Annotated in this window: 7 protein-coding genes; 5 read left to right on the top strand and 2 right to left on the bottom strand. The window is 52.2% G+C overall.

The window, feature by feature from the left end:
* The first annotated feature begins 25 nt into the window (after positions 1 to 25).
* From AC0LWM_RS03760 to uvrA, 3 genes are all read left to right on the top strand, one after another.
* Entirely contained in the window at positions 26 to 1,303 is a 1,278-nt protein-coding gene (locus AC0LWM_RS03760) for a PDZ domain-containing protein (protein WP_474673563.1), read from the top strand.
* Positions 1,304 to 1,556: 253 nt separating this feature from the next.
* Entirely contained in the window at positions 1,557 to 3,554 is a 1,998-nt protein-coding gene (uvrB, locus tag AC0LWM_RS03755) for an excinuclease ABC subunit UvrB (protein WP_474673562.1), read from the top strand.
* A 40-nt stretch (positions 3,555 to 3,594) separates the two neighbouring features.
* Complete coding sequence (gene uvrA, locus AC0LWM_RS03750; RefSeq protein ID WP_474673561.1) at positions 3,595 to 6,480, top strand: excinuclease ABC subunit UvrA; 2,886 nt, start codon at positions 3,595 to 3,597, stop codon at positions 6,478 to 6,480.
* Positions 6,481 to 7,083: 603 nt separating this feature from the next.
* Here the strand turns inward: uvrA and AC0LWM_RS03745 are convergent.
* Positions 7,084 to 8,700 carry a nitrite/sulfite reductase gene (locus AC0LWM_RS03745; RefSeq protein ID WP_474673560.1) on the bottom strand — a complete coding sequence of 539 codons (1,617 nt, stop codon included), beginning with the start codon at positions 8,698 to 8,700 and terminating at the stop codon, positions 7,084 to 7,086.
* A gap of 278 nt (positions 8,701 to 8,978) precedes the next feature.
* Here AC0LWM_RS03745 and AC0LWM_RS03740 point away from each other — a divergent pair, with 278 nt between their 5' ends.
* Positions 8,979 to 9,197, top strand: a complete 219-nt coding sequence (locus AC0LWM_RS03740; protein ID WP_474673559.1) for a hypothetical protein — start codon at positions 8,979 to 8,981, stop codon at positions 9,195 to 9,197.
* Between the two features lie 209 nt (positions 9,198 to 9,406).
* Here the strand turns inward: AC0LWM_RS03740 and AC0LWM_RS03735 are convergent, their stop codons facing one another.
* Entirely contained in the window at positions 9,407 to 10,375 is a 969-nt protein-coding gene (locus AC0LWM_RS03735; protein ID WP_474673558.1) for a sugar phosphate isomerase/epimerase family protein, read from the bottom strand.
* 270 nt (positions 10,376 to 10,645) lie between these two features.
* Between AC0LWM_RS03735 and AC0LWM_RS03730 the strand changes: the two genes are divergently transcribed.
* Positions 10,646 to 12,544, top strand: coding sequence for a copper amine oxidase N-terminal domain-containing protein (locus AC0LWM_RS03730; RefSeq protein WP_474673557.1), 1,899 nt, complete (start codon positions 10,646 to 10,648; stop codon positions 12,542 to 12,544).
* The last annotated feature ends 290 nt before the right edge of the window (positions 12,545 to 12,834 follow it).

The raw sequence follows: 12,834 nt of genomic DNA, 5'->3' as shown, positions 1-12,834 counted from the left end.
ATCCTCGGATAGGAGGGTTTAACGGATGGATTTTGGGCTTGAGCTGCTGCAAAAGTTGGCGAATGCTTGCATACAGACCTTAGCGCAGCCCTTTTATTATATTGGCATTTTGTTCGTGATCCTGCACTATCGACGGCAAATCTTGCTGGAACGGAAGCTGTTCCATTCCCGGCTCCACTCGCTATTGGAGGAGACGGGACGAACGATTATTCGCGGCTTGGTTGCCGGAATTCTAGTCTCGGTGCTGATGGCGTTTATCGGCGTGTCGCTTTCGCTTGAGGCGATTATCGGCGTATGGGCGGCTTCGGCTGCGATGATGTTGTTTCGGGCACGTTTCTTATGCCTCGCCTACGGGGTTGGGCTGCTCGGCATCGTGCAGTTTGCGTTCGGGTGGTTCCCGCAGCTGCAGGAGACGAGCCCGCTTGGCTCCGTATTTGCGGCCATCGACCGAATCGACATTCCCGCTCTGCTCGCCCTTGTCGGCGTGCTCCATCTGGCGGAAGCGCTGCTGATCCGGCGTTACGGCTCGAAGATGTCGAGCCCGTTGTTTTTTGCCGGCAAGCGGGGCAAGCTCATCGGCGGCTACCAGCTGCAGGGCTTCTGGCCGATGCCGTTATTCCTGCTGATCCCGGCCGAGACGAGCGGCACGGTGCTGCCATGGCAGCCGTTATTCGGCGGCGACTGGAGCGGCGGCTGGACGATGATGGCGTTCCCGGTGCTGATCGGCTTCGCCGAGCTGACGATGTCGCGCCTGCCGCAGCAGAAGGCCCGCTGGAGCTCGAACTGGCTGCTCCTATACAGTGCGGTTGTGCTGCTGCTCGCAGCCTGTGCGCATTTCCTGCCGGCGCTTACCGTCGCTGCGGCGCTTGTCGGCATCGCCCTGCACGAGCTGCTTGTTTGGTACAGCACTTGGGACGAGGCGCAGCAGCGGCCGCTGTACGTACACGATGAGCGCGGCCTGCATGTATTGGCGGTCCTTCCGAAGAGCCCTGCGGCCGAGCTCGGCATTCTGCCGGGCGAAATCATTCATAAGGTGAACGGAGCAGCCGTACGCACGAAGGAAGAGCTGCATGTTGCGCTGAGGCTCAACCCGGCGTTCTGCAAGCTGGAAGTGATCAATTTGGACGGGCAGAGCAAATTCATGCACCGGGCGCTGTATGCAGGCGACCACCATCAGCTCGGCGTCATTCTTTCTCCGGATCAGGATGCCGGATATTACGTCGAAATGAAGCACAGTTCCATTTTCGCCTATGCGAGAACCAAGTTAACGGGGTATTCGCGCAACAATTCGGCATCGATGTAAGCGGCGGTTGCGCCGTTGATATGATCGGATGATTCAGGATCGAGCTCCTTATACGGGGGGTTCGGTTTTTTTTTTTAGCGGCAGGTGGCGGAGTCTTTTATAATCTATTAAATGTTTGATCGCCGATAAAATGGAAAATAATATTAATGTAAAAGATTTGCAACGGGCGGCAAAACCAGCTATAATCGAATGAGAACAAATATTCTTATGGTTGTACGTTGCATACGGACAACATTCGGTATGGGGGAAACCAATGAGCGACTTTGTTGTCAGTAACAAAACGTTTGAAATCGTATCGGAATTTACCCCGCAAGGCGATCAGCCGGCAGCCATAGAACGGCTTGTCGATGGAATATTGGCTGGGGAGAAGCATCAGACGCTGCTCGGCGCGACAGGGACGGGCAAGACGTTTACGATGGCGCAAGTGATCGCGAAGCTGAACCGGCCGACGCTCGTCATTGCGCACAATAAGACGCTGGCGGCGCAGCTGTGCAGCGAGTTCAAGGAGTTTTTTCCGAACAACGAAGTTTCGTATTTCGTCAGCTATTATGACTACTATCAACCGGAGGCGTACATTCCGTCTTCGGATACGTATATTGAGAAGGATTCCAGCATCAACGAAGAAATCGACAAGCTTCGCCACTCCGCGACCAGCTCTTTGTTCGAGCGCCGGGACGTCATTATCGTCGCGAGCGTTTCGTGCATATACGGCTTAGGTTCGCCGAAGGAATATGGCGAGCTTGTGCTGTCTTTGCGCGTCGGCATGGAACGGTCGCGCAATGCGATATTGCATAAGCTGGTCGACATCCAGTACCAGCGCAACGACATGAACTTCGTCCGCGGCACGTTCCGCGTCCGCGGCGACGTCGTCGAGATTTTCCCGGCATCGCACGACGAGCATGCGATTCGCGTCGAAATGTTCGGCGACGAGATCGAGCGGATCACCGAAATCAACGTGCTGACCGGCGAAGTGATCGGCGAGCGGGAACATGTCGCAATCTTCCCGGCGTCTCACTTCGTTACGCATGAAGATACGATGCGGCGGGCGCTCGTCGACATCGAGAAGGAGCTTGAGGATCGGCTTGCCGAGCTGCGGGAGCAAGGGAAGCTGCTTGAGGCGCAGCGCCTCGAGCAGCGCACCCGGTACGACATCGAGATGATGCAGGAGATGGGCTTCTGCTCCGGCATCGAGAACTATTCCGGACCGCTCACGTTCCGTGAGCGCGGGGCAACGCCGTATACGCTGTTCGATTATTTCCCGGACGACATGCTGATCATGATCGACGAATCGCACGTGTCGCTGCCGCAAATCCGCGCGATGTACAACGGGGACCGGGCGCGCAAGGAAGTGCTCGTCGAGCACGGCTTCCGGCTACCGTCGGCACTGGACAACCGGCCGCTTCGGTTTGAGGAGTTTGAAGAGAAAGTCAGTCAGATCGTGTATGTTTCCGCAACACCGGGACCTTACGAGCTGGAGCATTGTCCGACGATGGTGGAGCAGATTATCCGTCCGACCGGGCTGCTCGATCCGATTATTGAAGTACGTCCGACGAAAGGCCAAATCGACGATTTGATCGGCGAGATTAACGAGCGGGTCCGCAAGGACGAGCGTGTTCTCGTCACGACGCTGACGAAGAAGATGGCCGAAGATTTGACCGACTATTTTAAGGAAGTCGGCATCAAGGTCCGCTATCTTCACTCCGACATCAAGACGTTCGAGCGGATGGCGATTTTGCGCGAGCTTCGGCTTGGCACGTTCCATGTGCTTGTCGGCATTAACCTGCTGCGGGAAGGACTCGACTTGCCGGAGGTTTCGCTTGTCGCGATTCTGGATGCCGACAAGGAAGGCTTTCTGCGGGCCGAGCGCTCGCTGATCCAGACGATCGGCCGCGCCGCGCGGAACGCCGAAGGCCGCGTCATCATGTACGGCGACAAGATGACCGACTCGATGGACAAAGCTATCAAGGAAACGAACCGCCGCCGTTCCATCCAGATGGCCTATAACGAGCAGCACGGCATTACGCCGCAGACGATCAAGAAGAAGGTTCGCGATGTCATTGAGGCGACCAAGGTTGCGGAACAGAAGGCGAGTTATTTGGTCTCCGACAATATCGAGAAGCTTTCGAAGAAGGATCGCGCGGCGGTCATTCAGCGCCTCGAGGCCGAGATGAAGGAAGCGGCGAAGAACTTGCAGTTCGAACGCGCCGCGGAGCTGCGCGACGCTTTACTGGAGCTGAAAGCACAAGGTTAACATACAATAACGGTTCATTAAGAAGGGATGAAGGAGAAACGTGGCTAGCGACAACATTGTCATCAAAGGGGCAAGAGCCCACAATTTGAAAAATATCGACGTCACGATTCCGCGCGACCGTTTTGTCGTGCTGACCGGTCTTAGCGGCTCCGGCAAATCGTCGCTGGCGTTCGATACGATTTATGCGGAAGGGCAGCGTCGTTACGTCGAATCGCTGTCCGCTTATGCGCGTCAATTTCTCGGCCAAATGGAGAAGCCGGATGTCGATTCCATCGACGGGCTCTCCCCGGCGATTTCCATCGACCAAAAGACAACAAGCCGCAACCCGCGATCTACCGTTGGTACGGTAACGGAAATTTACGACTATTTGCGGCTTCTCTTCGCACGGATCGGCCGGCCGCATTGTCCGGAGCACGGCATTGAAATTACGTCGCAGACGATCGAGCAGATGGTCGATCGCATTATGGAATATCCGGAAAGAACGAAGCTGCAAATCCTCGCTCCGCTCGTTTCGGGACGTAAAGGTGAGCATGTCAAACTGCTCGCCGACGTTCAGAAGCAGGGCTTCGTCCGCGTACGCGTTAACGGAGAAATCGTCGAGCTTTCCGAGAAGATCGAGCTGGACAAGAACAAGAAGCACAGCATCGAAGTCGTCGTCGACCGGATCGTCGTGAAGGACGACATTCAGAGCCGTCTTGCCGATTCGCTCGAGACGGCATTGAAGCTGTCGTCGGGACAAGTCATCGTCGATGTGATGGACAAGGAGGAGCTGCTGTTCAGCTCTAACTTAGCTTGTCCGCAGTGCGGGTTCAGCATCGAAGAGCTGGCGCCGCGCATGTTCTCGTTCAACAGCCCTTACGGCGCTTGCCCGGAATGCGACGGCTTGGGCAACAAAATGATCGTGGACCCGGACCTGCTCGTTCCGAATCCGAAGCTGTCGATCGAAGAGGGCGCCTTCGAGGCTTGGGCGGGCAGCACTTCGAACTATTACCCGCAATTTTTGGCTTCGGTATGTGCCCATTACGGCATACCGCAGAACGTTCCAGTCGAGACGTTTACGGCGGAGCAAATGAAGAAGCTGATGTACGGCACGAACGGGGAGAAGGTCAAATTCCGCTACGAGAACGACTTTGGCATCAGCAAAGAAGCTTATGTGCCATTCGAAGGAATCGTGCACAATCTGGAGCGCAGATACCGCGAGACCGGCTCCGACGGCATTCGTGAATATATTGAAGCCTATATGAGCTCCAAGCCTTGCGGCGGCTGCAAAGGGCAGCGGCTGAAGAAGGAAAGCTTGGCCGTTACGACGAACGGCAAGAACATCGCTTTCGTAACGAGCTTGTCGATCGGCGAAGCACAGCGGTTTTTCGACGGGCTGGATCTGAACGACAAGGAGAAGGCGATTGCGCATTTGATTTTGAAAGAAATTAACGCCCGTCTAGGGTTCCTCGTGAATGTGGGCCTCGAATATTTGACGCTCAGCCGCGCAGCAGGTACGTTGTCCGGGGGTGAAGCGCAGCGGATCCGATTGGCGACGCAAATCGGTTCCAGCTTGATGGGCGTATTGTATATTCTGGACGAGCCAAGCATCGGCTTGCACCAACGGGATAATGATCGCCTGATTCAGACGCTCGAGCACATGCGCGACCTCGGCAACACGCTGATCGTCGTCGAGCATGATGAGGATACGATGCTGGCAGCCGATTATATTATCGATATCGGTCCGGGTGCGGGCATCCACGGAGGCAACGTCATCGCGCAAGGTACTCCGAAGGAAATCATGAACGATTCGAACTCGCTCACCGGCCAATATTTGAGTGGTCGCAAGTTCATTCCGGTCCCACTCGAGCGCCGCAAGCCGAACGGCAAATGGCTGGAGATCAAAGGCGCCAAAGAGAACAACCTGCGCAATGTGACGGCAAAGATCCCGCTTGGCGTATTCTCGGCCGTAACCGGCGTATCCGGTTCGGGCAAGAGTACGCTGATCAACGAAATTTTGTACAAAACGCTTGCACGTGATCTGAACGGCGCGAAAGTACGCCCCGGCGAACATAAGGAAATTACGGGGCTGGAGCATATCGAGAAGGTTATCGACATCGATCAATCCCCGATCGGCCGTACGCCGCGTTCCAATCCGGCGACGTACACCGGCGTGTTCGACGATATCCGCGATTTGTATTCGGCGACGAACGAAGCGAAGATCCGCGGCTACAAGAAAGGCCGGTTCAGCTTCAACGTTAAAGGCGGGCGCTGCGAGGCGTGCCGAGGCGACGGCATTATCAAGATCGAAATGCACTTCCTGCCGGACGTCTATGTGCCTTGCGAAATTTGTAAAGGTAACCGGTACAACCGCGAGACGCTGGAAGTGAAATATAAAGGTAAGAATATCGCCGAGGTTCTGGCGATGACGATCGAAGACTCGGTCGAGTTTTTCAAAAATGTGCCGCGCATTCACCGGAAGCTGCAAACGCTCCTTGATGTAGGCCTCGGCTACATGAATCTGGGCCAACCGGCAACGACATTATCCGGCGGCGAGGCGCAGCGCGTGAAGCTGGCGGCTGAGCTGTACCGTCGCAGTACCGGCAAAACGATGTATATCCTCGATGAGCCGACGACAGGCTTGCACGTCGACGACATCGACCGGTTGTTGAAGGTACTGCATCGTTTGGTGGATTCCGGCGAAACGGTGCTCGTCATCGAGCATAACCTTGACGTGATCAAAACCGCCGATCACCTGATCGACCTCGGTCCGGAAGGCGGCAGCGGCGGCGGCACGATCATTGCAACAGGCACGCCGGAGCATGTCGTCAAATCCGACGTCTCCTATACCGGCAAGTATTTGAAGCCGGTGCTCGAACGCGACCGCAAACGCTCCGAAGCGCTCTACGCTGAGCAAACCGCCGAAAAGCAAGAGGCGGCGATCTAGTACAGGCGCCGGATCAGCGGCTCAGTAAGAACTGTAAAAAGCGAAGTCGGCAGCAATGTAAATAAAATGTTTCAATCTAGAGGGAGAGTCCTTAAGACTCTCTCTCGTTTTTTATTTTGCCAAATAAAACCACCATAGCAGGTCTAGTCGAACCCATCGGCCCTTTTGTAGAAATCCCCTTCGTTCAGGAACAGCGTGCTAGTATACCACGAAGTTGCATAAAGTTATGGTGGCACGAGTTTACCTTGAATGAAGGGACACCGAGAAAGAAGTTACACCTGAGCGAAAGGTATACCGAAAAAAGCGGTGGGGCCTGAGCTAAGGGTTACTGAGAAATAAGAGAACCTGAACCAGGGATTTTTGAGAAAAGCAATTTAATCTGAGCTAAGGGGATACTGGATACCAAGAACTCCACAGCAGTTGGACCTGAGCGAAAGGGATATCGACAAAAGGAAGATCCGGGGGAAACGAGCCACTTGAGCCCGTTGTTCGGTAATGGCGTTAAATAGAAACAAAAAGAGCTAAACAAAGCCCTCTCGCTTGAGAGGGCTTTAGCATGAAATAATGATAGCAGACTTACGACTAATCAAAGATACGAATTGATTAAGAAGCTTGCGCCAGAATCGCGGTCAGCTTTTCTTGGAAAGCCGGGACGCCTACGCGGCCGACGAATTGATGGAACGATTCGCCTTGCTCACGTTCTTGCTTGTAGAACTCGACCAGTTGAGCAAGCACTTGTGGAACGGCGTCGGCTTTGACGCGGCCTTTCAACGCTTGGTTGAACTGAGCGCCTGGTCCGAGAATGCCGCCAACTGCGATGTCGTACGCGTCAACCATACCGTCCGGCGTTTTCACGAGCGCGCCTTGCAGACCGATGTCTGCGACGTGCTTCTGACCGCAAGCATTCGGGCAGCCGATGAAATGGATGCGAATATCTTGGTCGACCTCGACGTTTTCGTCCAAATATTCGGCAACGCGGCGCGCGAATTCTTTGGTTTCCACGATCGCAAGATTGCAGAACTCGTTGCCCGTGCACGATACGGTACGGCTCATGAATCTTTTCGGGAACGGATTTAACCGCTCCAGCACCGGTGCTTTCAACGCTTCCTCGACTTTGTCGTCCGGAATGCCGCTAATCAGGATGTTCTGCGACATCGTTGTGCGAATTTTGCCTTCGCCGTATTTGTCGGCCAGGTCGGCCAGTTGGATAAACTCATCAGAGCTCGTGCGGCCTACCGGCACATTCAGGCCGATGTAGTTCAGACCGGCTTGCTTCTGCGGATGGACGCCGTCGAAATATGCGGCATTCCAGCCGACGATTTTGTTTTCGCCTTTCGAAGGCATGTCGCCGATAATTTCGATCAGCTTTTCCTTGAATTTCTCCGGGCCCCAGTCGGCCACGAGGAACTTCAAGCGCGCAAGGTGGCGCTTCTCACGGTAGCCGTAATCGCGGAAAATCGTCGTGACGCCAACCGCGACCTTCAATACTTCCTCCGGACGAACAAAAATGTCCAATTCCTTCGCCATGTGAGGCTTAGCCGACAGGCCGCCGCCGACCAACGCGTGGAAACCGATGACTTCTTCGCCGTCAATCACTTTTGTCGCCGGAACGAACGCGAGGTCGTTAATTTCCGCATTGGCGCTGTTATAAATATTTGCCGAGATGGACATTTTATACTTACGCGGCAAGTTTGAGAAATCACGATTGAGCAGGAAGAAGCTGTTCACTTCTTCTACGATGTCCGTCGTATCCATGAGCTCATCCTTGTCGATGCCGGCAATCGGGTTGCCGACGATCGTACGAGGGCAGTCGCCGCAAGCTTCGTAGGAATACAAGCCGACTTTTTCAAGGCGGTTGAAAATGTCAGGCAAATGCTCAACCCGCAGCCAGTGGTACTGAATGGCCTGACGCGTCGTCACGTCGATCAAATCGCGGCCGTAGTCTTTGCCGATCAGGGCCAGCTCACGCGCTTGTTCGCTTGTCATAATGCCGGAATTGATGCGCACGCGCATCATGAAGTGGCCGTCCTTCGGCTTCTGCTCGTAAACGCCGGCCCATTTGAAGCGGCTCATATCGTCTTCGGGAATGGAATCGTAACCCTTGTGCGCATATTCTTCAATGATCGTGCGGATAACGTCCAGTCCGTCCTTTTCGATTTTGGCGAACTCGAATTTGTTCAGCTTCGAAGGGTCTTGCATCCATATCGGTTCGTAAGCCATGTTGATCGTTTTCCCCCTTATGATTCATCGGTTCCGTTAATTCCGATAAAAACACTATGATATGTTCCATCGTATCACATTTGGAAGTACCCGTAAATGCCGGTCAAGCCTTTCATTTATAATGTTTTGTTATAAATAAAACCGTTTATGGTTATAAAGTTTGGCCGAAATGGTGACAAACTTGTTAACGATCAAGATTTTCGCTTGCATAAGACCCTTCGGAAAGATAACATATATAATTAGGAATATTGTGCAGAGACAAAAAGGAGGTTCCCTCGATGTTGTTTTTAGCAGAAGAGGCAGCTAAAGAAGTTAGTCGGTTCAACGTATTCGATCTGTTCATTATAGCGGTTACGCTCGTGATTCTGATCGGGCTCGCTCGACTTGTATTACAGCCGCGTAAAAATAAGTTTGCGATCGGATTTGCGGGTGTCAGCTTGCTTGTGTTTTTGTTCTTGGATTTTATCATGGTGAAAAACTGGATGGGTCTCCTGTAAAGATAAGGCGCTTATCGTGTTTTCTGCTTAAAAAGAAAAACTACGACGATGGTGCTTCGGAAACGGTTGCGTTTAGTACGTGACAAGCATTCCCGATGCGTGCAGCGGTCGTAGTTTTTTTAGTTTCCTTTTATTATGAAAATAAGACCCTTGTGCAACTTGATGTTGCCAAGGGTCTTTGTTTTGTTTCTGTTTAATTTTTGGGGTGATTAAACCCACCACATCTCGCCGAGCGGCTCTTTAATCAGCACCTGCTGCAGGTTGCTGACTGCTTTCGTGAAGCCTTCATCAACGGACATGAGACCGTCTTCGTGCTCGATGCTGACGACGTAGTCGTAGCCGACGAGGCGAAGCGCACTCATGATATCCGCCCAAGTCTTCAGGTCGTGGCCGAAGCCGACCGTACGGAACTGCCAAGCGCGGTCCAGCATCAGCGCATAGGACTGCATGTCGGTTACGCCGTGTTTGTTGATATTCACCGGATCGATGGACGTATCCTTCGCATGGAAGTGATGGATCGCGCCGGCGCGGCCCAGGATGTGGATCGCTTGCACCGGATCGATGCCTTGCCACCACAGATGGCTCGGGTCGAGGTTGGCGCCGATGGCGCTGCCTGCAGCTTCGCGAAGACGAAGCAGCGTTCCCGGCGTATGCACGGAGAAGCCGCCATGCAGCTCTAGGCCGATTTTTACGTTGCTTTCGATCGCCAGCTTGCCGATTTCCGTCCAATACGGGATGATTTTTTTCTCCCATTGCCAATCGAGAATTTCTTGGTAATCGTTCGGCCAAGGTGCGACCGGCCAGTTCGGATATTTCGCGCCTTCATGGTCGCCCGGGCAGCCGGAGAATGTGTTAACGACGCCGACTTCGAGGCGGTTAGCGAGCTCGATCGTTTTTTTGATTACGTCTTGCGCTTCTTGGGCAATCGGTTGTTGCGGGTGAAGCGGGTTGGAGTGGCAGCTCAGAGCGCTGATCATCAGGCCACGGGATTCAACCGCTTGCTTGAACGCTTTCAACCTGCCGGCATCGGCCAGCAACACGTCCGGATTGCAATGCGCATTGCCTGGATATGCGCCTGTGCCGATTTCAACGGCGTCGAGCCCCTTCGATGCGATATAGTCAAGCGCTTCCTCAAAAGGCTTTTGGCTGAAAAGCACGGTAAATACACCTAACTTCATTAGGACACCTCCACATGAGATAGAAGAACAATTGCGTAAAAAGATCGCGCGTACATTTTTGATTATATCATTGAATTAGGCGAAATAGAAGCTCCTACACAGCAAGCCACGCATCGAAAGCGGTACAAGTCGATCCATTATGTTTCCCGGAGGACAATACTTATTTATATGTCGTTCACGGATACGTACAAGGTAGGATGCACATATTTTCCAACCGATGGTATAGTACTACTATTCTGTTTTCATTTCATCAGATAAGGATGTGCATCCATGCGTAAGGTATTTGCATTATCGATGGCCTTTTGTTTATCTTTTATACTGCTTACCGGCGGTCAGGCCGCTAATGCGGCGGACAATTCCGTCGGCAAGCCGTTGGAAATTCGTCTGAAACTCGGGTCCGAGACGATCAAAGTCAACGGGGAGGCAGTCAAGGTTCAAAAGCCATATACCGTCAATGGAGTAACGATGGTACCGCTGAGCGTCATTACCCGCACTTTCGGCGCAACGTGGAAGCTTGAAAATCAAACGATTATTTTAACTTATAACGGACATACGATTAAGCTGACGTTCGACAATCCGAAAGTATCCGTCGACGGCAAGACGGCAACGCTGGATGCCGCACCTAAAGTTGTAAACGGCGTAACGATGGTACCGCTTCGTTTTATTTCCGAAAACTTCGGGGGTACCATTAGCAGTGACGCTGCTACAGGCGAAATTGTCATCAAAGCTGCCTTGTCCGATGCAGGCGGAGGCAAATCGTCCGACAGCGGCATCAACGTGGATGCAGGCAAAACGAAAATCGGCGACAGTTTTTACAAATGGTCGATGAAATATCCGACGGGCCTCGTGCAGGGTTCCAGCAGCCCGAATAATAATTGGATCAGCTTTTCCGAAGCCAAAGGCAACTATTCGATGTACATCGATATATATGAACAAAACGAACCGCTTTCGAAAGAAGCGTTGTTAAAAAAGCTGGCGAATGAAGCGGAAGACGACGAGGAAACGATCGTCGACAAGCGGACTGTGGACAATGGCGGGGTTGTATATGCGAAGGTCATCACGAAAGGCTACAACGGCGGCTTCGCCGAACATCGGGCATATTACGGCAATCACTTTTACTACAGAATCAGCTTCTACGATGAGAAAGCGAAAAATTACAAAGAATTGGACAAGCACAAAGATTTGCTCGACAGCTTTAAAACATCGTTTGAACGAAGCGATCGCGGGCTGAAGGATTTGTCAACCGTCGTTGACGGCTACCGCAAAATCGTTAACGAAGATTATGGCGTAACGCTGAAAGTGCCGGCCGATTGGGAGGTTGACAAGGACAAGCTGTTCTTCTACCATGATGACCAGCATGTAGAGATAGACGTTTCCTCGATTGTGGAAGGAGATACGCTGGAGAAATGGGTGTCTCGCAAAGAAAAGCTGTTTTTGGAAAGCTTCAAAGAATTTTACCGCAAGGTGAACGAAACGAACCAAACAACGGTTGCCTCCGCTCCGGCAATCATCAAGAAGATGGACTATTCGCTCGGGGACATTTGGCGGTCGGTCTATGAAATCCAATTTTTTAAAGGCAAGTATAAATACGATGTTCAGTACGAGTTTCCAAAGTACCATAGCGAAAATCCGGAAGCGATTTTCAAGCAAATTGTCCAATCGCTCTCGGTCGACAGCGCAAAGATGGAGGAATCGTTTGGCCTGATTGAGGATGAATTGGATTTTGTCGACAAATCGAAAAAGGTGACCAAAACGAGTAAAAAATACAAATATTCACTTGATATTCCCGCTTTTATGGATGACGGCTCCGTTGATATGGAGGATGCGGATGTAAAAGTGGACTATTTCGGCGGCGTACTGCAGGTTCATGCCGAAAAAAGCACGGTTGTCTCTTACGAAGCTGCTTTACTTTCGTTAAAAAAGATCTACAAAGAAAGAGAACCGGAGCTTCATACGGAAATGACGGAGGAAACCGTGTTCGGCGTAAAAGCGACAAAGTTTGTGGTGACTGCGACGATTTGGGGACATTCCAAGACGTTGACTCTGTATGTTTTCGAAAATAATGGCGTGACGTATGTCGTTTCGTATTCGATCGAGGATATGTTCAGTACGGATGAAAATGTGAAACGTTTGAATGATGGGTTTAACTCCTTCAAATTTACGAAATAGTCGAACCGTATCGGAAAGCGGAGTGAAGTGCACCCCTTAGAATGGACATTGGAATAAACCCTAGGGTAAAATCCGATGAAAATTCTAGGGGGCATTTTTATGCCAGCGCCGATGCCGATAGAGTGCCGACATTAGCATTTGGAAAAGCTTTTTCAATGTCCGCTAAAACGGCTTGGCCTATGTCATAGTACGGTTTTTCGCATTGTGTTTACTAGCGGACTGTGCTAGATTAGTGTTGTATATTTTTTACATTGATAGAAAGATAGAGCGGGACAACGAATCGACACGAC

The sequence above is a fragment of the Paenibacillus sp. sgz302148 genome (assembly GCF_056120465.1).
Note: the sequence above shows the minus strand (reverse complement) of the source record. Positions and strands in the feature narration are given on the sequence as shown.